This is a genomic window from Nitrospirillum viridazoti CBAmc, from assembly GCF_000730165.1.
GTDB classification, from domain to species: domain Bacteria; phylum Pseudomonadota; class Alphaproteobacteria; order Azospirillales; family Azospirillaceae; genus Nitrospirillum; species Nitrospirillum viridazoti.
In genome coordinates, this window is the sequence record NZ_CP022110.1 from 574320 (window position 1) to 596037 (window position 21718).

The following is a 21718-nucleotide window of genomic DNA, read 5'->3' on the forward strand; positions in this document are numbered from 1 at the left end:
GCAGGCCCATCCGGGCCTTTGGCTGTCCTCGCTGCGCCCTTCGGTACTCGCTCCGGCGGCCGCAGTCGCGGCCTAGCGGCCCTTTGATTGAGGGGGGATGGCAGCGGCATGAAGCTCATGCCGCTGTAGCCCGCGACTGCGGACGCCGGAGCTTTCTGGGGAGCGGCAGCGGACTGGAAAGCGAGGACAAGCCAAGCCGGCGGATGCCGGCGCCCGGCGCTTGAGGGCACGATTTTTCAAATCAATGGTTAACCCGAACGGGTGAAGTTGAAAGTTGATTCAGGCGATTGACATTGGCCGCCTCTCACTTTACGTTTACGTAAACGTAAGGCGCCGACCCTCCGCTGAAAGAGAGGGGTTCGGCCAGCCCAGGGAGAGGACCCATGCCCGACGGAGCGCCCGTGACGGCGGTGGAAGAGACCTACACCATCAGTCAACTGGCCGAGGCGTTCGAGCTGACGCCCCGCACCATCCGCTATTACGAGGACGAAGGCCTGCTGACCCCGCGCCGCGAGGGGCAGCAGCGGGTCTATACCCACCGCGACTGGGCGCGCCTGAAGCTGATCATGCGCGGCAAGCGCCTGGGCTTCACCATCGCCGGCATCAAGGACTTCCTTGATCTCTATGAGGTGGGCGACGCCCAGGTGCCGCAGATGCGCTTCCTGCTGAACAGCGCCCGCGACCGTATCGCCACCCTGGAACAGCAGCTGCGCGACGTGCAGCAGACCCTGGTCGACCTGAAGGAGATCGAGGGTCTGGTGGTCGATCACCTGGCCCGCAAGGGCGCGCTGGACGCCTGACGGCGCCCGGCCTGCACCCCCTTTTCCGCTGTGCTGGGGACGCATCCCGGTCCGGCCTTTCCCGCGTCATCCCCCATCCGGCGCCCGCCAAATGAGGCGCCGCCCCGTTTGCCAAGGCGAGGAATACACCAATGACTAAAGCCGTTATCGCCGGTTACGCCCGGTCCCCGTTCACGCTGGCCAACAAGGGCGACCTGGTGAAGGTCCGTCCCGACGATCTGGCCGCGACGGTGGTCAAGGCGCTGGTCGAGCGCACGGGCGTGAACACCGCCGATCTGGAAGACCTGATCGTCGGCTGCGCCTTCCCGGAAGGGGAGCAGGGCTTCAACGTCGCCAAGCTGATCGGCATGATCGCCGGCCTGCCCCAGGGTGTGGCGGGCACCACGGTCAACCGCTTCTGCGGTTCCTCCATGCAGGCCATCCACATGGCGGCGGGCGCCATCGCGCTGGGCGCCGGCAAGGCCTTCATCGCCGCCGGTGTCGAGAGCATGACCCGCATCCCCATGGGCGGCTTCAACCCCATGCCCAACGCGGCCCTGCACGCCGCCAACCCGGGCGCCTACATGGCCATGGGCATCACGGCCGAGAACCTGGCCAAGAAGTTCGGCTTCAGCCGCGCCGACCAGGAGGCCTACGCCGTCACCTCGCATCAGAAGGCCGCCGCCGCGCAGGCCGCCGGCCGCCTGGCCGATGAGATCGTCGGCATCGACGTGAAGGGCAAGCTGGTGGACAAGGACGGCTGCATCCGTCCGGAGACCACCGCTGAGGGCCTGGCTGGCCTGAAGCTGGCCTTCGACCAGGAGGGCACCGTCACCGCCGGCACCTCCAGCCCGCTGACCGACGGCGCTTCCGCCACGCTGGTGACCAGCGAGGAATATGCCAAGGCCCACGGCCTGCCCATCCTGGCCCGCATCCGCTCCATCGCCGTGTCCGGCTGCGACGCCACCATCATGGGCTACGGTCCGGTGCCGGCCTCGCGCAAGGCGCTGGAGCGCGCCGGCCTGACGATCAAGGACATCGACATCGTCGAAAGCAACGAGGCCTTCGCCGTGCAGTCCATGACCGTGGCGCGCGAACTGGGCTTCGACCCCGCCAAGGTGAACCTGGACGGCGGCGCCATCGCCTTGGGCCACCCGCTGGGTGCCACCGGCGCCCGCATCACCGGCAAGGCCGCCAGCCTGCTGAAGCGCGAAGGCAAGCAGTTTGCGCTGGCCACGCAGTGCATCGGCGGCGGCCAGGGCATCGCCACCGTTCTGGAAGCGGTCTGATCGGCCCCCGGTTGAGGAGAGACCCCATGGAAATCAAAAGCGCCGCCGTCATCGGCGCCGGGGTGATGGGCAGCGGCATCGCCGCCCACATCGCCAACGCGGGCATTCCCGTCTTCCTGCTGGACATCGTTCCCCAGGCCGTGAAGGACAGCGGCGGTGACCGCAGCGTCGTCGCCAAGGGGGCGGTCGAAAAGCTGCTGAAGGGCGAACCCGCCGCCTTCATGCACAGGGACGCCGCCCGCCTGGTGACCCCGGGCAACACCGAAGACGACCTGGAGAAGCTGAAGGACGTCGACTGGATCATCGAGGCGGTGATCGAGAACAAGGACATCAAGCACGCCCTGTATCGTCGCCTGGACGCGGTGCGCAAGCCGGGCTCGGTCGTCAGCTCCAACACCTCCACCATCCCGCTGGAGATCCTGCTGGAAGGCGCCAGCGAGCAGTTCGCCGCCGACTTCATGATCACCCACTTCTTCAACCCGCCGCGCTACATGCGGCTGCTGGAGATCGTGGCCGGGCCGAAGACCCGCAAGGATGCCGTCGACACCATCCGCAAGGTGTGCGACGTGCGCCTGGGCAAGGGCGTCGTGCACTGCAAGGACACCCCCGGCTTCATCGCCAACCGCATCGGCACCTACTGGTTCCAGGCGGCGGTGAACGCCGCCGAGGATCTGGGCCTGACGGTGGAGGAGACCGACCTGGTCACCGGCAAGCCCATGGGCCTGCCCAAGACCGGCACCTTCGGGCTGCTGGACTTGGTCGGCATCGACCTGGGGCCGCACATCGCCAAGAGCCTCCTCTCTACCCTGCCGGAGCAGGACGACTACCGCCGCGTCTATCGCGAGAATCCGCTGCAGGCGAAGATGATCGCCGATGGCTACACCGGCCGTAAGGGCAAGGGCGGCTTCTACCGCCAGACCAAGACGCCGGACGGCAAGCGCATCCGCGAGACCATTGATCTCAAGACCGGCGCCTACCGCCCGACCGTGAAGGCCGAGCTGGCGTCGGCCAAGGAGCGCAGCCTGAAGGGCCTGGTGACCCACAGCGACAAGGGAGGCCAGTACGCCTGGAAGGTGCTGAGCCAGGCGCTGGCCTACGCCGCCAGCCTGGTGCCGGAGATCGCCGACACCATCCTGGACGTCGATGCCGCGATGCGCCTGGGCTACAACTGGAAGCAGGGCCCGTTCGAGATGATCGACGCCCTGGGCACGGCCTGGTTCGCCGAGAAGCTGACCGAGGCCGGCCTGCCGGTGCCGGCCCTGGTGACGCTGGCCGCCGGCCGCCCCTTCTACAAGGTCGAGGACGGCCGCCTGCACTACCTGACCACCCAGGGCGAGTACGCCGTGGTGGAGCGGGGCGAGGGCGTGCTGCTGCTGTCCGACATCAAGCGGGCGTCGAAGCCTGTGGCCAAGACGGCGTCCGCCGCACTGTGGGATATCGGCGACGGTGTGCTGTGCCTGGAATTCACCGGCAAGATGAACGCCCTGGACGACCAGGTGATGGCGCTCTACCGCAAGGCCATCGAGATCATCGGCGATGGCACCTCCGGTCCCTACAAGGCGCTGGTCATCCATAACGAGGGTGACAACTTCTCCGTCGGCGCCAACCTGGGCCTGGCCCTGTTCGCGCTGAACATTGCCCTGTGGCCCCAGATCGAGCAGGCGACCGCCGAGGGCCAGCAGACCTACAAGGCGCTGAAGTACGCGCCCTTCCCGGTGGTGGGCGCGCCCTCGGGCATGGCGCTGGGTGGCGGCTGCGAGATCCTGCTGCACTGCGACGCGGTGCAGGCGCATGCCGAAAGCTATATCGGCCTAGTCGAGGTGGGCGTGGGCCTGGTCCCCGGCTGGGGCGGCTGCAAGGAAATGCTCTACCGCCACACCTACAACAAGAAGCGCCCGGGCGGCCCCATGCCCCCCATCGCCAAGGCCTTCGAGTACATCAGCACGGCCAAGGTGGCGAAGTCGGCGTTCGAGGCGAAGGAGATGCTGATCCTGCGTCCGACCGACGGCATCACCATGAACCGCGACCGGCTGCTGGCCGACGCCAAGGCCAAGGCCCTGGAACTGGCCAAGGACTACAAGGCGCCGGAACCGCTGGAGATCCGCCTGCCCGGTCCCGGCGCCCGCACGGCGCTGGAAATGGCGGTGGAAGGCTTCCACGGCCAGGGCAAGGCGACCGACCACGACGTGGTGGTGTCCGGGGAACTGGCCTGGGTGCTGAGCGGTGGCGACACCGACATCACCACGGTGCTGACCGAGGACGACCTGCTGGACCTGGAGCGCGAGGCCTTCATGCGCCTGGTGCGCACGCCCGGCACCATCGACCGCATCGACCACATGCTGTCCACCGGCAAGCCGCTGCGCAACTGACGCCCTGTCTTTGGAGGCCGGGGCGGGGAACCGCCCCGGCGTCTTCCAACGCTTAAGGAATTCTCCGATGCCGACCTACAAGGCGCCGCTCGAAGACATCGATTTCGTCCTGAACGACCTGCTGCAGGCCGACAACCTGACCAAGCTGCCGGGCTTCGAGGACGCCACCCGCGACCTCGTCTCCAGTATCCTGGAAGAGGCGGCCAAGCTCTGCGAGAACGAGCTGCAGCCCCTGAACCGCCCCGGCCATGAGGAGGGCTGCCACTACGAGAACGGCGTGGTACGGACGCCCAAGGGCTTCAAGGAAGCCTACCAGGCCTACGTCGACGGCGGCTGGCAGGGCCTGTCCATGGACCCGAAGTACGGTGGCCAGGGCCTGCCCCACGCCATCACCTTCGTGCTGGAAGAACTGCTGATCTCCGCCAACATGGCCTTCGCCATGTACCCGGGCCTGACCCAGGGGGCGTGGAACGCCATCCACACCCACGCCAACGATCAGCTGAAGGACACCTACCTGCCCAAGATGACCACGGGCGAGTGGTCCGGCACCATGTGCCTGACGGAGCCGCACTGCGGCACCGATCTGGGCCTGATCAAGACCAAGGCTGTCCCCAACGACGACGGCAGCTACAGCATCACCGGCACCAAGATCTTCATCTCCGCCGGTGAGCATGACCTGACCAGCAACATCATCCACTTGGTGCTGGCCAAGTTGCCGGACGCGCCCTCGGGCGTGAAGGGCATCAGCCTGTTCCTGGTGCCCAAGTTCCTGCCGACTGAAGACAACCAGCCCGGCCAACGCAACGGCGTCATGTGCGGCTCCATCGAGCACAAGATGGGCATCATGGCCAACGCCACCTGCGTCATGAACTTCGACGACGCCAAGGGCTGGCTGGTGGGTGAGCCGCACAAGGGCATGCGCGCCATGTTCACCATGATGAACGCCGCCCGCCTGGGCGTGGGCATGCAGGGCCTGGGCATCGCCACGGTCGCCTACCAGAACGCGCTGACCTACACCAAGGAACGCCTGCAAGGCCGGTCGCTGACCGGCGCCAAGGAGCCGGAGAAGGCCGCCGACCCGCTGATCGTCCATCCGGACGTGCGCAAGAACCTGATGACCATCAAGGCCTTCACCGAGGGCGCCCGCGCGCTGGGCTACTGGGTGGGCATCCAGCTGGACCAAGCCGACCACAACCCGGACCTCAAGGCCCGGGCTGAGGCGGATGAGTTCGTGGCCCTGCTGACGCCGGTGGTGAAGGCCTACTTCACCGACATGGGCTATGAGTGCGCCACCATGGCCCAGCAGATGTACGGCGGCCACGGCTACATCCGCGAATGGGGCATGGAGCAGTTCGTGCGCGATGCCCGCATCGCCATGATCTATGAGGGTGCCAACGGCATCCAGGCCCTGGACCTGGTGGGCCGCAAGCTGGGCCAGGATATGGGCCGCCTGCTGCGCCGCTTCTTCCACCCGCTGGCGGGCGAGCTGGAGTCGGCGATGGAAGACACCGACCTGCTGGAATTCGCCGGCCCGCTGGCCAAGGCCTTCGGCAAGCTGCAGCAGGCCACGGCCATCGTCGCCCAGAGGGGGATGAAGAACCCGGATGAGGCGGGTGCGGCCTCCACCGACTACCTGCGCATCTTCGGCCTGGTGGCCCTGGGCTGGATGTGGCTGCGCATGGTCAAGGTGGCGAACGCCAAGCTGGCCGAGGGCGGCAACGGCAAGTCCGGCTTCTATGAGGCAAAGATCAAGACCGCCCGCTTCTTCGTCCAGCGTCTGCTGCCGGAGGTGGATTTCCGCTTCAAGGCCCTGATGTCGGGGGCCAAGACCGTCATGGACCTGGAGGCCGACCTGTTCTGAGGCCCACACCCGCTTTTTCTCCGTCGATGCCGGTTCGACAGCCATTGCGCGTTGTCCCGGCATCGACCAAACTATTGAAATGAGAGGATCAAACGCCAATCCCGGGACAGTTGTCCAAGAGGTGGGGGGATCCTTGAATTGGGCGTTTGGGAATGTGCGTTTGAACCAAGACCCACTCGGCTAATGAGACGCGCGCGTCGGCGGACAGCCGGCCGCATAAGGGAGGAAAAAGGATGAAGTGGAGCAACACCGCGTTGGTTGGCGGCGCCTTCGCCGTCTTTCTGGGTGGCATGGCGGGCGTCGCCATGGCGCAGTCCGCGGCTGATCTGGGCAAGACCCTGACGCCGAACGGCGCCGAAAAGGCGGGCAACAAGGACGGCACCATCCCGGAATGGACGGGCGGCATCACCGCCCCGCCGGCGGGGTACAAGGCTGGCGGCGTCTACGTCGATCCCTACGCCAGCGACAAGCCGTTGTTCACCATCACCGGCCAGAACATGGCCCAGTATGCGGACAAGCTGCCGGAAGGCCTGAAGGCCCTTCTGAAGCAGTATCCCGACTACAAGATGAACGTCTATCCGACGCACCGCAGCGCGTCCCTGCCCAAAAGCGTTTATGACGAGACGCTGGCCAACGCCACCCGCGCCAAGCTGGTGGACGACGGCAACGGGGTCGAGGGCGCCAAGGTGGGCGTGCCCTTCCCGGTTCCCAAGTCAGGCGTGGAGGTGGTGTGGAACCACATCCTGCGCTGGAAGGGCAAGCAGCTGGAGCGCAGCTACGGCGCCGCCAACCCGCAGGCCGACGGCTCGTACACGATGATCAACATCAACGAGAAGTCGAAGTTCCTGTACTCCGACACCGGTCCTGAGGGGCAGACCTCGCTGTACTTCCAGCAGGAAGTGACGGCGCCGGCCCGCCTGGCGGGCGAAATCCTGCTGGTGCATGAGACCATGGACCAGGTGAAGGAGCCGCGTAACGCCTGGACCTACAACCCCGGCCAGCGCCGCGTGCGCCGCGCGCCCAACGTCGCCTACGACAACCCGGGCACGGCCTCGGACGGCCTGCGCACCTCCGACCAGCTGGACGTCTTCAACGGCTCCCCCGACCGGTACGAGTGGAAGCTGGTGGGCAAGAAGGAGATGTACGTCCCCTACAACGCCTATCAGCTGCAGAGCGACAAGCTGACCTACGACCAGCTGATCAAGGCCAAGCACATCAACCAGGACTACGCCCGCTATGAGCTGCACCGGGTGTGGGTGGTTGAGGGCAAGCTGAAGTCCGGCACCAGCCACATCTATCCCCGCCGCACCTTCTATGTGGACGAGGACAGCTGGGGCATCCTGGTCGCCGACCAGTACGACAGCCGCGACCAGCTGTGGCGCGTGACCGAGGCCCACGGCATCAACTTCTACGATGTCCAGACCTTCTGGGCGGGCCTGTTCGCCGTGTACGACCTGCAGTCGGGCCGTTACACCGCCAGCGGCTTCACCAACCAGGAGAAGCCCTACAACTTCAACGTCAACCTGACGGCGGCCGACTTCTCGCCGGACAGCCTGCGCCGGTCCGGCGTGCGCTGAGGCTTGACGCTGAGCTTGGAAGGAACAGGCGGCGGGGGACGCGCCCCCGCCGCCGATACCCGGCCCTGACGGGCTGGCTACCACTGAGATCGCATCCGGCCGGGTTCAGGTCCGCCGGAGGCGTAAAGCCCGCGGGAGGAAGGACGCACCTCCCGCGGGCTTTTCCTTTTTCACCGGTGGAAATGGTGCCGGTCAAGTTTCCCTAAACGTAAAGGGGTAGGTGGGGCTTGATCTTGATCGGCCGTCGGGTAGGGAAAATGGCTCCGTGACGCGATAAGCTGCGCCCATGACACATCCTCCCCGCCACGGCGTCAGAACCGACCTTTTCCCGGCGCGGGCCGTCCCGCCCCGTCGGCGCGGCCACCGGGAACGCGGTCGTCCGCCCCATGCCGACGTGCTGACGCCGGCGGAATGGCGGGTGGTCGAGGCCGTCCGCCACGGCCTGACCAATCCCCAGATCGCCCGACGTCAGGGTGTCAGCATCGACGCGGTGAAATACCACGTCGCCAATGTCCTGCAGAAACTGGGCTTCGCCAGCCGCGCCGAACTGCGGCGCTGGCAGGGTGTTCGCCGCGACAGCAACCTCGCCCGCAAGGAGTCGTCATCCATGGAGCCGCAAGCCAGCCTGGGACCGGTGGGTCAGATCGCCCGCCATGTGACGGACATCGCCGCGGCCCGCCGCTGGTATGGTGAGGTGCTGGGGCTGCCGCACCTCTATTCCTTCGGCGGACTGGCCTTCTTCGATTGCGGCGGCCTGCGCCTGTTCCTGTCCGAAGGGGAGGGGCCGGCCGAGTCCATCCTCTATTTCCGGGTCGGCGATATCCAGGCCATGCACGCCACCCTGACGGTGCGGGGCGTGGAATTCATCAACGCCCCGCACCTTATCCACCGACATGCGGACGGGACGGAGGAATGGATGGCCTTTTTCAAGGACAACGAGGGCCGACCCCTGGCCCTCATGACCCAGGTGCCCCCCGCGACCGCGTGACGTCAGGCGGTGGCGCGGGCGCTGCCGGTGTCGTTCTCTGGCGCAGGCAGCCGCACGGTGACGACGGTGCCCCGGCCGGGAACGCTGGCGATGTCCAAGCTGCCGCCCAGCATCTCCACGAAGCGTTTGGTCAGGGGCAGGCCCAGGCCGGTGCCGCGCACGCCCGGTTGCTGCGCGCCCCTTACCTGGCCGAACGGCTTCAGCGCGATGGGCAGCTCGTGCGGGGCCATGCCCACGCCGGTGTCGCGCACGATCAGGATCAGCGCGCCGCCCTTGTCGTCGGCCTGCACCTCCACCGTCACCCGGCCGCCGCGCGGCGTGAACTTCAGGGCGTTGGAGCCCAGGTTCAGGATGATCTGGCGCACCTTTTCCGGGTCGGTGCGCAGGCGCAGCGGCTGCTCCGGCACCTTCACCGTCAGGTCCACGCCGCAGTCGGCCGCCAGGGTGCGCAGCATGCGGGCGCTGTCATGCACAGCGCGGCCGATGTCGATGTCACGGATGTCCAGGGTCACCTGGCCCGATTCGGCGCGGCTGAGGTCCAGCGTGTCATCAACGACGGCGGCCATGTGGCTGGCGGCGGCGTGCACATCCTCGGCGTATTCCAGGTAACGGGCATCGCCCAACGGTCCATGGAACTCTCGCCGCAGCAGGTCGGCGAAGCCCAGGATGGCGTTCAGGGGCGTGCGCAGTTCGTGCGTGGCATGGGCCAGGAACTCCGCCTTCTGACGGATCTCCGTACGGGTCTGCTCAAGTGCCGCCAGCAGGGTCCGCTCCCGCTCCTGCATCGTTTCCAGCGACTCCAGCAGGCGGGCGGTTCGGTCCTTGACCTGGATGTCCACCTGCCGCTGCTGCTGTGCCACCTGTCGGCTCAGGAACTGCAGGTGGGCGGCGCCGGCCACGCGGGTCACCACCTCCATCGGGTCGCAATTGTGGGCAATGAAATCGCTGACGCCCCGCCGGCGTGCTTCCTCGCGCGCGCCAGCGTCCAGCACGCCGGTGCGCAGCAGCAGGATGGGACGCTCCCCCGCCGGCATCTGGGCCAGCGGGCCCAGGGCGGCCATCAGGGCGTTCACGGCAGCGGGGCTGTCGCCCGGCTGGTTCAGCACCAGCACGTCGGGGGACAGGTCACGGCAGTACTGTGACAGATCCCGGAGATCCTGCCGGCAATGCACGAAACGGAATCCACCCTGACGCAACAAATCGACCAGGGAGATCAGCAATCCCTGGTTGCCGTCGACCAGCAGGACGGTGGCGTTACGTTGGTCTTGGGCCAGGAGGTTGGCCGGGGTCTTGAATAGTTCGGGCATGGGGTCTCTAGAGCTGATCCCCCACTTTACAGGATTCCCGCACCTTTGTCCCGGACCGTGAGCATCGCTGGTACTAAAAGCAAAGTCTTGGCCAAAGGTTTAGTTAACGAGTCAGAGACTAGCCAAGAGGTATTAGATTCGGCATATGAACCGGGCATAAACGATTCGGTTGGCTCGTTGCCTAAAAATTTCCCGGTATTTTTTCAGGGTTTTGTAAGCGCTTAGGACGGTGAGACCGGTATCACGGCGCGCGTTTGTACCAACGCTCCGCCGCCTGGTCGTCCTCCTCCTTGGCGGCCACCCAGCGGGCGCCGGCCGGCGTCTCCTCCTGTTTCCAGAAGGGCGCCTTGGTCTTCAGCCAGTCCATCAGGAACCAGCAGGCCTCGAACGCGGCGGCGCGGTGGGCGCTAGCGCAGGCGGCCAGCACGATGCGGTCGCCGGGCAGCAGGCGGCCGTAGCGGTGGATGATCAGCACGCCGTCCAGCGGCCAGCGGGTCCGCGCCTCCGCCTCGATGGCTGCCAGCTGCCGCTCCGTCATGCCGGGATAGTGTTCCAGGGTCATGGCGCTGACGCTGTCGCCGCTTCCGTCCCCTTTGGACATATCGCGGACCAGGCCGACGAAGCTGGCCACGCCGCCGATGGACGGATTGCCGTCGCTCAGGGCCGCCAGTTCGGCGCCCACGTCGAAGTCCTCCGCCTGGACGCGTATGGCCATGTCAGCCCCCGGTCACGGGCGGGAACAGGGCGACCTCATCCCCCGGCGCCACGGGATGGTCCATGCTGACATAGTCCTGGTTCACCGCCACCTTGACCACCGCGCGGTTGGCCAAGGCGTCGGCATAGTTGGGGCCGCGTGACTGCAGCCAGGTGATCAGATCGCCGGTGGTGGCCACGCCGGCGGGAGGCGCCACCTCTTCCTCCGCGGTGCCGATCTTGGCGCGCAGCCAGGCGAAATAGAGGATGCGCATGGCGGTCAGGCCCCCGTGCGCACAGGGGCGGCGGCCGGCGCCTTGGGCGCTGCCGGCTCCACCTGGGTGGGGGCTCCCGCCGGGGCCAGCATGTGGCGCAGGCCGGCGCGCAGATAATCCCAGCCGGTGATCAGGGTCAGCACGGCGGCGGCCCACAGGCCGATCTCGCCGATGGGGCGGACATACAGCCAGTCGGGCCCGTGGTCGCCCACGATCAGCCAGCCGATCGCCATCAGTTGAATGGCCGTCTTCCACTTCGCCAGGCGCGACACGGGGACACCCACGCGCAGGCCGGCCAGGAATTCCCGCAGGCCCGACACCGCCACCTCGCGCAGCAGGATGATGACGGCGGGCAGAACGGCGTGGCCCACGATCTTGTGGTCGGCCACCAGCAGGAACAGCACCGCCGCCACCAGCAGCTTGTCGGCGATGGGGTCCAGAAAGCGGCCGATGATGGATTCCTCGTGCCACGCCCGCGCCAGATAGCCGTCGAAATAATCGGTGATGCCGGCCAGGGCGAACAACCCGGCGGCGGTCCAGGCCGTCCACGTCGCCGGGAACCACAGCAGGGCCAGGATGACGGGAATCAGCGCGATCCGCGACAGGGTCAACAGGTTGGGCAGGCTGGTCAGCATGAAGCGGTCCGGCGATTTCAGGCGGGGGCGATAACAGGCGGCACGGTTTGGCGCGGTCTCCTGAAGGTGGAGTTTAGCCGTCCGGATGGAAGTGGTCATAGATGATTTTGGCGACGGCGTCCGATATCCCGTCCACCGCGCGCAAGTCGGCCAGTCCTGCGCGCGAAACGGCTTGGGCGGAGCCGAAATGCAGCAGCAGGGCCTTCTTGCGCTTGGGTCCGATGCCCGCCACTTCGTCCAGCGGGCTGGCGCTGATGGCCTTTTCCCGACGCTGGCGGTGGCTGCCGATGGCCCAGCGGTGGGCCTCGTCGCGCAGGCGCTGCAGGAAATAGAGCACGGGGTCGCGCGGGTCCATGCCAAAGGGCGCCCGGCCCGGCATGAAGAAACGCTCGCGCCCCGCGTCGCGGTCGGGACCCTTGGCGATACCCACCAGGGCGATGTCGGACAGGCCCAGTTCGGCCAGCACCTCCACCACCACGCCCAGTTGGCCCTCGCCGCCGTCGATCAGCAGCAGGTCGGGCCAAGTGTCGCCCGTGCGCTCCGGATCCTCCTTCAGCGCGCGCTCGAAGCGGCGGGTCAGCACCTCGCGCATCATGGCGAAGTCGTCACCCGCGGCCTTGGGGTCGCGGATGTTGAACTTGCGGTAGGCATTCTTGATGAAGCCGTCGGGCCCCGCCACCACCATGCCGCCGATGGGGTGGGCGCCCTGGATGTGGCTGTTGTCGTAAATCTCGATGCGGGTGGGCGGCGCCTCCAGCCCGAACAGCTCGGCCACGCCGGCCAACAGTTTGGCCTGGCTGCCCGTTTCCGACAGGCGGCGGCCGTGGGCCTCGCGCGCGTTGGTCAGGGCATGGTCCATCAGGCGCTTCTTGTCGCCGCGCTTGGGCACGGCCAGCTCCACCTTGCGGCCTGCCCGCAGGGTCAGGGCCTCGGCCAGCAGCTCCTGCTCCTCCGCGTCCTCGCTGATCAGCACCAGGCCGGGGGCGGCGCGGTTGTCGTAGAACTGGGCGATGAAGGCGGACAGCACCTCCGCCGTGCCCTGATTCTTGTCATGGCTGGGGAAATAGGCGCGGTTGCCGTTGTTGCGCCCGCCCCGGAAGAAGAACACCTGGATGCAGGTGCTGCCCCCGTCCTGGTAGGCGGCGATGATGTCCGCGTCCTCCATACCCTCGACATTGATGTCCTGGTGGGCCTGGATGGCGGTCAGCGCCCGGATGCGGTCGCGCATCTTGGCGGCGGTCTCGAAGTCCAGCGCCTCGGACGCCGCCATCATGGCGCTTGCCATGCGGGTCTGGATGTCGCGGCTCTTGCCCGCCAGGAAGGCCGCCGCCTCGTCCACCTGCTCACCATACTGGGCACGATTGACACGGCCGACGCAGGGCGCGGTGCAGCGCTTGATCTGGAACTGCAGGCAGGGGCGGGTGCGGGTGGAAAAGACGCTGTCGGTGCAGTTGCGCAGCAGGAAGGCGCGCTGCAGGGCGGTGATGGTGCGGTTGACCGCCCCGGCCGAGGCGAAGGGCCCGAAATAGTCGCCGGCCCGGTCCCGCGCGCCCCGGTGCTTGATCAGGGCCGGGTAGTCATGATCCCGGGTGATCATGATGTGGGGGAAGGTCTTGTCGTCGCGCAGCAGCACGTTGTACCGCGGCATCAGACGCTTGATCAGGTTGGATTCCAGCAGCAGCGCCTCGACCTCGGTATGGGTCGTGACGAACTCCATGGTCACCGTCTCGGCCACCATGCGCTGCAGCCGCACCGGCAGTTTGGCCGGCACGGTGTAGTTGGCCACCCGGCGCTTCAGGTTGCGCGCCTTGCCCACATACAGGACGTCGCCGCCCTCGTTCATCATGCGGTAGACGCCAGGCGTCACCGGCAGGGTGCGCAGGTAGGCCTTGATGGTCTCCACGCCCCGGTTCAGGTCCGCCACGGTGCGGCGGCGCACCTTGGGTACCGCCTCGGCCGGCGCGGTCTCCACGGGGACGGCTTCGGGCGTTTCAATGGGTGTGTCGGGGGTGGTGTCGGTCATGGCCATGGGGCGGACACTCTGCCCATTGGCGGCCCCGGGTCAATGGCCATCGCGTCGCGTTCGCGCTCCTCCGGTTGTGCGGCGGCCTGACTGGAAAACGTCCGGTCCCCCCTATCGCTTCCGGGGTAAAGGGGAACGAATCATCCCCTGTTCGAGGGGGTGGGGAAAACGCCACGGTAGTCCACGGAAGCTGTGGATAAGTTTGCGGAAAAGCCTTTGATAGCGTGTGCCGACGCAGGCGCCGCAAGGCTTTCAGGATTTTGCCTATAAAACAGGCATAAAACGCTAACGCGTTGATTTTATTTGAAACAGGTTCTGTCAATATCTAACAAATAGTTCATTATAGGCAAAAAAGGGATTGACAGGGTTGGGCTCGAACCGCGTCCAGCCATTGTGTAAAACTCGGCGCGCACGCCGTTTCCCCTGGATTTCCTGGGGTGGGCTTGAACGCCGGGAAAGAATCACCAAAGCGGACCAAGCTCATACGCAAGTATGCCTTGCCACCCATGGTCGATTTTCCGCCACACTCACATCCTAAGCTGGGCTTAGATCGCGATCGGCGATGGCTGGTATTCCCACCGACGGCCGCGCCGTCCACACGACAAATAAGAATGGAGTACCCCATGCGCGTCCTGAAGACCCTGATGCTCACGACCGCCCTGCTGGCGTCGGGTGGTGCGGTGGATGGCCTGTTCAACCGGGCGGTGGCGGCCTTGCCCGCCGGCACGCCCGTGACGATGGACGCCGCTGACCGCCAGGCGGCGGAGACGCTGGTCGACTTCCTGCAGAAGACGCGCATCCAGGCCGGGCTGCCGGCGCTCAGCCGCCAGCCGGTGCTGGATGACGCCGCCGCCGCCCGGGCCATGGCGCTGGCCAGCGGGACGCAGACGCCGGACCTGCGCCAGGGCCTGATCCATTCGCTCTACGTTCCCATGCAGGATATCGCGCTGGAGGCGCGGGCGTCGGGCGACCCTGGCCAGCCGCTGGCCATTTGGCAGGATACCGGCTCTACCGTTGGCGCCCTGGCCACCCCGGGCATGACCGACGTGGGTGTGGCCCGCGTGGCCAACCCCGCGCCCAACGGGCCCAACGACGCCTACATCTGGGTGGTCGTGCTGGCCCAGCCCCTGCGCACCCCGGCGGAATCGCCGGACAGTCCGCGTTGGTCGCCGCGCTGAAGGCTCATCACATCCTGGTGGGCACTGGGGATTCCGACATGCCCGGTTGGGGAATGTTCTGTTTGACCCAGGCCACCAGCACCTCCGGTGCGACGCCCACGTGGTTTGGCTGCAGGGCGAAGGGTGCGCCGCCGGCAAGATTGGCGTTGATGCGGCTCATGTGGGCCGCCGCTGGCTTCAGGGACGCGTAGAAACTTTCGAGGTCCTTCAGCAGGATGCGGACGAACGTCTGCCTGTGCATCGTGATCACCTGGACGTCGCGAATATTGGTCCATCGCGCCAATCCGCCGTTAGGAAGGGCAATCCCTTCTGCGGTAAAGGTGAAACTGGGTTGATTGTCGATCAGGAGACGCACGGCCTTGATGACGCAAAATCCGAAAAAGAGGGCGCATATAGCGCCGATGAATTGGATGAAGGTCGGGCTTCTGTAGCCGGATGACACGAATGTGCCCGGATATAGGGTCATTAATAGCCCGATGGCGACGAATCCTATGCCCAGTAAAAGGAGCAAGAGCACCCTGCCTCGGGTCGCCCGGAACTCGACGGGCAGATCAGGGCACTCAGGCAGATTCATTTTTAATGCTTCCTTTAGTGAAGTGAGGACTATACCATTTTTGCGAACGCTGAACAGGATCCTCAACCCGCAAACGAAAACGGCCGCCCCATCGCTGGAGCGGCCGTTGCCGTTCGCTATGGAGCCGATGCTCAGCGCAGGGCGGCGGTCGCGCGCTGGATGCGGCGGCAGGCTTCCTCCAGCGCTTCGGTCGAGGTCGCGTAGCTGATGCGGAAGTGCGGGGCCAGGCCGAAGGCGCTGCCCTGGACCACCGCCACCCCTTCCGATTCCAGCAGGTAGGTCACGAAGTCCTCGTCCGTCTTCAGCACGGCGCCGGCGGGCGTGGTCTTGCCCAGGGTGCCGGCGCAGGACGGATAGACGTAGAAGGCGCCTTCGGGCCGCGGGCAATGGATGCCGGTAGCCTGGTTCAGCATGGACACCACCAGGTCGCGGCGCTGGCGGAAGACCTCAGCGCGCTCCTTGATGAAGTCCTGCGGGCCCACCAGGGCCTCCACCGCCGCCGCCTGGCTGATGGAGGAGGGGTTGCTGGTGGACTGGCTCTGCACGTTGGCCATGGCCTTGATCAGCTGCGTGGGCCCGGCGCCGTAGCCGATGCGCCAGCCGGTCATGGCATAGGCCTTGGACACGCCGTTGACGGTCAGGGTGCGATCATACAGGGCCGGCTCCACCTGGGCCGGGGTCACGAACGTGAAGCCGTCGTAGACCAGGTGCTCGTACATGTCGTCGGTGAACACCCAGACGTGCGGATGGCGCACCAGCACGTCGGTCAGGGCCTTCATCTCGTCATAAGTGTAGGCGGCACCCGACGGGTTGGACGGGCTGTTCAGCATGACCCACTTGGTGCGCGGGGTGATGGCGCGCTCCAGCTGGTCGGCGCGCATCTTGAAGCCGCTCTCGGCCCCGCACTCCACGAACACCGGGGTGCCCTCGGCCATCAGCACGATGTCGGGATAGCTGACCCAGTAGGGGGCGGGGATGATGACCTCGTCGCCGGGCGACAGGGTGGCCATCATGGCGTTGAAGATCACCTGCTTGCCGCCGGTGCCGACGCTCACCTGCTCCGGCTTGTAGTCAAGGCCGTTCTCGCGCTTGAACTTCAGGCAGACGGCGCGCTTCAGTTCCGGCGTGCCGTCGACGTCGGTGTACTTGGTCTGCCCCTGCTGAATGGCGCGGATGGCGGCCTGCTTGATGTTGTCGGGCGTGTCGAAATCCGGTTCGCCGGCGCCCAGGCCGATGATATCGCGGCCGGCGGCCTTCAGCGCGCGGGCCTTGGCGGTGACGGCGATGGTCTGGGACGGTTTAATCCGGGCGAGACGCTCGGCAACGATCGACATGACGGCTACCCTTGTTGGGAAAGGAAAATCCGCGGCGGACCTTACGCCCGGCAAAAAATGGGCACAACCGCAGCCCGCGCATGCCGCGCCTGCCCCGCCGTGGGACCCGCGACATTAAGATGCGCACGTTGCTGAGCGCCCGGGATGACAGGCTGGACGTGGATGGGGTAATCAACCGGCATGGCGCAAGATATCAGCGATCAGGCCCCCCAGCTCATGGGCGTCAGCCAGATGGTCACCATCGGCACGGTGGCGCTCGTCATCATCGTGCTCATGCTGGTGGTGATGTGGGCCCTGCGGCCCAAGACCCGGGCCCTGTCGCGCCGGCGCTACAACGCCGAGGCCTACCGCCGCAAGCTGGCGCTGGACGACGCCGGCTATTCCGTGGTGCACGGCATCTACATCCGCGACAAGCAGGGCAAGGCGCTGCGCGTCGACCACCTGATCCGCCTGCCGGCCAGCGTGCTGATGGTGATGAGCGCGCCAGCCGACATGGGCGGCCGCATCAGCGCCCAGACCAAGGCGGGGCAGTGGCGCTACCTGGCGGCCAGCGGCCGGGTCGGCTTCTTTGTGAACCCCGTGGTCCAGGTCCAGCCGCTGATCCACATCATGAAGGCGCGCTTCCCCATGGTGCGCCTGCGCGTGCTGGTGGTGTTCCCCGACGGGACGGAGTTCACTAGCGGCGTGCCCAGCACCGCCTGCCTGGCCGGTGACTTCCTGGCCACGCTGAAGTCCATGGCGCGTGAGGACGGGACGGAGAGCGAGGCCATGGCGTCGGCGTGGGAGCCCCTGTCCAAGGCGCTGGCGCGCAGTGGGGCCAGCGCCAGCAACGCCGGGCGCGACGAGGAAGGTGGCGCGAAAGGGCGGCCCCCCGCAAAAGCCGCCAAGCGGCCTGGAAAAGTGGCGCGGCGCAGCCTACCTTGAGGCCATGCCGCACGATGCCCATACGATCGAACCCAACCTGCCGTTGCCCATGACCATGCCGCGGGGAAGCGCCCTGCCGCCGGCCATGGACGGCGTCCCCTTGCGCATCCAGTCTGAATTCCAGCCGGCCGGCGACCAGCCGCAGGCCATCAAGGAATTGCTGGAGGGGATCCACGCGGGGGAGCGCGATCAGGTGCTGCTGGGCGTGACCGGCTCCGGCAAGACCTTCACCATGGCGCACGTCATCGAACGGCTGCAGCGCCCCACCCTGATCCTGGCGCCCAACAAGACACTGGCGGCCCAGCTGTATGGCGAGATGAAGAGCTTCTTCCCCGACAACGCGGTGGAGTACTTCGTCAGCTACTACGATTATTACCAGCCCGAGGCCTACGTCCCGCGCACCGACACCTATATCGAGAAGGAAAGCTCGATCAACGAGCAGATCGACCGCATGCGCCACGCCGCCACGCGGTCGCTGCTGGAGCGGCGCGACTGCATCATCGTGGCCTCGGTGTCGTGCATCTACGGTATCGGCTCGGTCGAGACCTATTCGGAAATGACCCTGCCGGTGAAGGTGGGGCATGTGCTGAACCGCACCCACTTCCTGCAGCGGCTGGTGGAACTGCAGTACCGCCGCAACGACGTCGGCTTCGGCCGCGGCTCCTTCCGCGTGCGCGGCGACACCATCGAGCTGTTCCCGGCGCATATGGAAGATCGCGCCTGGCGCTTCTCCCTGTTCGGGGATGAGCTGGAGGCCATTCAGGAGATCGACCCCCTGACGGGCGAGAAGATCGCCACCCTGAAGGAGGTGCGCATCTACGCCAACAGCCACTATGTCACGCCCAAGCCCACCCTGCTGCAGGCGGTGGAGCAGATGAAGCGCGACCTGAAGCTGCGGCTGGAGGAGTTCAACGCCCAGGGCAAGCTGCTGGAGGCCCAGCGGCTGGAACAGCGCACGACCTTCGACATCGAGATGATGGTGGCCACCGGCTCCTGCGCCGGCATCGAGAACTATTCGCGCTATCTGTCGGGCCGCGCGCCGGGCGAGCCGCCGCCGACCCTGTTCGAGTACCTGCCGGAGGACGCCCTGCTGATCGTGGACGAAAGCCACGTCATGGTGCCCCAGGTGGGTGGCATGTATAAGGGCGACTACATGCGCAAGTCGACCCTGTCGGACTACGGCTTCCGCCTGCCGGCCTGCATCGACAACCGCCCCCTGAAGTTCGAGGAATGGGACGCCATGCGGCCCCAGTCCGTCTTCGTTTCCGCCACCCCCGGCCCGTGGGAGATGGAACGGACGGGCGGCGTCTTCGTGGAACAGGTGGTGCGCCCCACCGGCCTGATCGACCCCCCGGTGCTGATCCGTCCCACCGAGACACAGGTGGACGACGTGATGGCGGAATGCCGCGAGTGCATCGCCAAGGGCCAGCGCGTCCTGGTCACCACCCTGACCAAGAAGATGGCGGAGGCGCTGACCGACTATATGCACGAGGCCGGCATCAAGGTCCGCTACATTCATTCCGACGTCGAGACGCTGGAGCGTATCGAGATCATCCGCGACCTGCGCCTGGGCGCCTTCGACGTGCTGATCGGCATCAACCTGCTGCGCGAAGGCCTGGACATCCCGGAGTGCGGCCTGGTCGCCATCCTGGACGCGGACAAGGAAGGCTATCTCCGCTCCCGCACCTCGCTGATCCAGACCATCGGCCGCGCGGCGCGCAACGTCGACGGCCGCGCCATCCTGTACGCCGACAAGACCACGGCCAGCATGGCCGCGGCGCTGGAGGAAACCAGCCGCCGCCGGGAAAAGCAGCGGGCCTATAACGAGGCCCACGGCATCACCCCGGAATCGGTGAAGAAGCAGATCGCCGACGTACTGAACTCGGTCTACGAACGTGGCGACCGGGTGAACGTGAACACCGGCTTCGCCGAAGAGGGCAGCCTGGTGGGCCACAATCTCAAGGCCGCCATCGCCGACCTGGAAAAGAAGATGCGCACCGCCGCTGCCGACCTGGAGTTCGAGGAGGCCGCCCGCATCCGCGACGAGATCCGCCGGCTGGAGGCCATCGACCTGGGCCTGGACCCGGGGGCGACGCCCCTGCGCGCCAGCGCAATGGGAGAAAAAGGGCGCGCCAGCGCAATGGGAGAAAAAGGGCGCGCCAGCGCAATGGGAGAAAAAGGGCGCGCCGGCACTGTGGGCGAGAGGTCCAACATCAAGGCGCCCATCCCCGCCGGTCGTCCGGCCGGCAGCAAGCCCGGCGGACGGCGGCGTAAAGGTCCGTAACTGATTTTACCCGGGTATTATTGACTTTCATATCCTTCGGACTTAGGTATCACCTCGTTCATGGGAATGGAGGACGTGATGGGCCTGGATCCGGACATGCGCTGCACCGCTTTCGCGGGCACCCGCTTTCTTGCCACCGGCACGCTGGTGGAGGCGGCGCTGGCGGCCAGGGCGGCGCAGGACGCGGGCGACGACGGCCTGATCTTCATCTTCAACGAGGCGACGGGCCGGGCGGTGGACGTGGATCTGCGCGGGCCCGTGGAGGCGGTGCGCGGCCGCCTGGCGCCGGTGTTCCCCGCCGACCTGACGCCGGCACCCGCTAGACCGGGCCGGCCCAAGCTGGGCGTGGTGGCGCGTGAGGTCACCCTGCTGCCCCGCCATTGGGAATGGCTGAACAGCCAGCCGGGCGGGGCCTCCGTCGCCCTGCGCAAACTGGTGGACGCGGCCCGCCATGCCAACGAAGGCGCCGACCGTGTGCGCCAGGCGCAGGAGGCCGCCTACCGCTTCATGTCCACCATGGCCGGTGATCGAACCGGCTTCGAGGAGGCGGCGCGCGCCCTGTTCGCTGGCGATCGCCCGGGGTTGGAGGCGCACAGCCAGGACTGGCCGACCGACGTGCGTGTCCACGCCCTGCGCTTGGCCGAGCCGGCTTTCGGCGCCTCCTAAAGCGCGCGCTCCCAATACTGGCCCACCAGCGCCTTCCCGAAGGACTGGTGGGGTTCCTCCCGCACCAGCCGGAAGCCCGCCTGTTCATAAATGCGGCGGGCGCTGTGCAGGACGCTGTTGGTCCACAGGCTGATGCGGCGATAGCCGGCCGCCGTGGCGAAGGCCAGGCACTCCGCCACCAGGTGGCGCCCCAGGCCCAGGCCACGCGCCGCCGGTTCGACATACAGCAGGCGCAGCTTCGCCACCTCATCGCTGTCGCGCACCAGAAAGATGGAGCCGACGATGGCGCCATTGCGCTCCGCCACCCAGCAGCGCTCCCGCCGGTGGTCGAAATTTTCGATGAACTGGGCGCAGATGCCGGCGACCAGGCCCTCGAACCGCTCATCCCAGCCATATTCCCCGGCATACAGCAGGGCTTGGCGGTGGATGATCCAGCCCATGTCGCCCGGCCGATGGGACCGCAGGACGTAGGCGGGGCCGGGCCGGTGGTCGCCCAGCAAGGCGCCGGCCTGGTCCAGCGCTTGGACCAGACGGTTCTGGCCGTCGGGCGGCAACTGGTGCAGCAGGGCCGCCACTTCCGCCCGCGAGCGGTCGTCGATCACGGTGTAGAGGTCGCGGCCGGCTGCGGTCAGGATCAGCAGGGACTGGCGGCCATCGGCCGGGTCGGGTCGCCGTTCGATCAAGCCGCGCCGTTCGAAGCCGCGCAGCAGGCGGCTGAGGTAGCCGGCATCCAACCCCAAGTCCGCCGCGAGCGACTTGGCCGCCGTATCCGGCCGTTGCGCCAGCTCGAACAGAAGCCGCCCTTCCGCCAACGACAGGTCCGTCCCCAGCAGCCCATCCTGCAGCACGCCGATACGCCGGGTGTAGATACGGCTGAACCGTCGCACCGCCGCCACCTTCGCGGCCACGCCATCATCCAGGTCCATGGCTTTCTCCGTCAAGGATCATTGCTATCGTCATCC

At 66.9% G+C, this 21718-nt stretch carries 18 protein-coding genes; 10 read left to right on the forward strand and 8 right to left on the reverse strand.

Annotated features, from left to right (window positions below; genetic code table 11):
• The first annotated feature begins 383 nt into the window (after window positions 1-383).
• From Y958_RS02720 to Y958_RS02745, 6 genes are all read left to right on the forward strand, one after another.
• Entirely contained in the window at window positions 384-800 is a 417-nt protein-coding gene (locus Y958_RS02720) for a MerR family transcriptional regulator (protein WP_244909343.1), read from the forward strand.
• A 131-nt stretch (window positions 801-931) separates the two neighbouring features.
• Window positions 932-2068 (forward strand): thiolase family protein, encoded by a 1137-nt coding sequence (locus Y958_RS02725; RefSeq protein WP_004273127.1) that lies wholly within the window; start codon window positions 932-934, stop codon window positions 2066-2068.
• Window positions 2069-2094: 26 nt separating this feature from the next.
• Entirely contained in the window at window positions 2095-4437 is a 2343-nt protein-coding gene (locus Y958_RS02730; protein WP_088870812.1) for a 3-hydroxyacyl-CoA dehydrogenase/enoyl-CoA hydratase family protein, read from the forward strand.
• A gap of 67 nt (window positions 4438-4504) precedes the next feature.
• Entirely contained in the window at window positions 4505-6298 is a 1794-nt protein-coding gene (locus tag Y958_RS02735; protein ID WP_088870813.1) for an acyl-CoA dehydrogenase C-terminal domain-containing protein, read from the forward strand.
• 233 nt (window positions 6299-6531) lie between these two features.
• Complete coding sequence (locus Y958_RS02740; RefSeq protein WP_088870814.1) at window positions 6532-7875, forward strand: DUF1329 domain-containing protein; 1344 nt, start codon at window positions 6532-6534, stop codon at window positions 7873-7875.
• 286 nt (window positions 7876-8161) lie between these two features.
• Entirely contained in the window at window positions 8162-8863 is a 702-nt protein-coding gene (locus Y958_RS02745; protein ID WP_088870815.1) for a LuxR C-terminal-related transcriptional regulator, read from the forward strand.
• 2 nt (window positions 8864-8865) lie between these two features.
• Here Y958_RS02745 and Y958_RS02750 read toward each other — a convergent pair whose 3' ends face one another.
• The 5 genes from Y958_RS02750 to uvrC form a co-directional block, all read right to left on the reverse strand.
• Window positions 8866-10170, reverse strand: a complete 1305-nt coding sequence (locus Y958_RS02750; protein WP_088870816.1) for an ATP-binding protein — start codon at window positions 10168-10170, stop codon at window positions 8866-8868.
• A gap of 241 nt (window positions 10171-10411) precedes the next feature.
• On the reverse strand, window positions 10412-10885 hold the full coding sequence (locus tag Y958_RS02755; protein WP_088870817.1) for a molybdenum cofactor biosynthesis protein MoaE: 474 nt from the start codon (window positions 10883-10885) through the stop codon (window positions 10412-10414).
• 1 nt (window position 10886) lies between these two features.
• Entirely contained in the window at window positions 10887-11138 is a 252-nt protein-coding gene (gene moaD, locus Y958_RS02760) for a molybdopterin converting factor subunit 1 (protein ID WP_088870818.1), read from the reverse strand.
• A gap of 5 nt (window positions 11139-11143) precedes the next feature.
• A complete protein-coding gene (gene pgsA / locus Y958_RS02765; protein WP_088870819.1) occupies window positions 11144-11773 on the reverse strand; it encodes a CDP-diacylglycerol--glycerol-3-phosphate 3-phosphatidyltransferase in 630 nt (209 codons plus the stop codon).
• 73 nt (window positions 11774-11846) lie between these two features.
• Complete coding sequence (gene uvrC, locus Y958_RS02770; RefSeq protein WP_211098563.1) at window positions 11847-13796, reverse strand: excinuclease ABC subunit UvrC; 1950 nt, start codon at window positions 13794-13796, stop codon at window positions 11847-11849.
• Window positions 13797-14419: 623 nt separating this feature from the next.
• Here uvrC and Y958_RS02775 point away from each other — a divergent pair.
• The gene (locus Y958_RS02775; protein ID WP_088870821.1) at window positions 14420-14974 is read left to right on the forward strand and encodes a hypothetical protein; all 555 of its coding nucleotides are present in this window, start codon (window positions 14420-14422) and stop codon (window positions 14972-14974) included.
• A 7-nt stretch (window positions 14975-14981) separates the two neighbouring features.
• Here the strand turns inward: Y958_RS02775 and Y958_RS02780 are convergent, their stop codons facing one another.
• Together Y958_RS02780 and Y958_RS02785 are read right to left on the reverse strand one after the other, a co-directional pair.
• Window positions 14982-15548 carry an STM3941 family protein gene (locus Y958_RS02780; protein ID WP_088870822.1) on the reverse strand — a complete coding sequence of 189 codons (567 nt, stop codon included), beginning with the start codon at window positions 15546-15548 and terminating at the stop codon, window positions 14982-14984.
• 131 nt (window positions 15549-15679) lie between these two features.
• Complete coding sequence (locus tag Y958_RS02785) at window positions 15680-16882, reverse strand: pyridoxal phosphate-dependent aminotransferase (protein ID WP_040847017.1); 1203 nt, start codon at window positions 16880-16882, stop codon at window positions 15680-15682.
• Between the two features lie 180 nt (window positions 16883-17062).
• On the opposite strand from Y958_RS02785, the gene Y958_RS02790 reads away from it, so the two are divergent.
• The 3 genes from Y958_RS02790 (at window position 17063) to Y958_RS02800 (ending at window position 20756) form a co-directional block, all read left to right on the forward strand.
• Window positions 17063-17806 carry an NERD domain-containing protein gene (locus Y958_RS02790; RefSeq protein ID WP_088870823.1) on the forward strand — a complete coding sequence of 248 codons (744 nt, stop codon included), beginning with the start codon at window positions 17063-17065 and terminating at the stop codon, window positions 17804-17806.
• Between the two features lie 49 nt (window positions 17807-17855).
• Complete coding sequence (gene uvrB / locus Y958_RS02795; protein ID WP_425600671.1) at window positions 17856-20090, forward strand: excinuclease ABC subunit UvrB; 2235 nt, start codon at window positions 17856-17858, stop codon at window positions 20088-20090.
• Between the two features lie 78 nt (window positions 20091-20168).
• Window positions 20169-20756: a DUF2239 family protein gene (locus tag Y958_RS02800; RefSeq protein ID WP_088872436.1), complete on the forward strand. Its 588-nt coding sequence runs from the start codon at window positions 20169-20171 to the stop codon at window positions 20754-20756.
• Here the strand turns inward: Y958_RS02800 and Y958_RS02805 are convergent.
• Window positions 20753-21682 (reverse strand): bifunctional helix-turn-helix transcriptional regulator/GNAT family N-acetyltransferase, encoded by a 930-nt coding sequence (locus tag Y958_RS02805; RefSeq protein WP_088870825.1) that lies wholly within the window; start codon window positions 21680-21682, stop codon window positions 20753-20755. The genes Y958_RS02800 and Y958_RS02805 overlap by 4 nt on opposite strands.
• Between the last annotated feature and the right edge of the window lie 36 nt (window positions 21683-21718).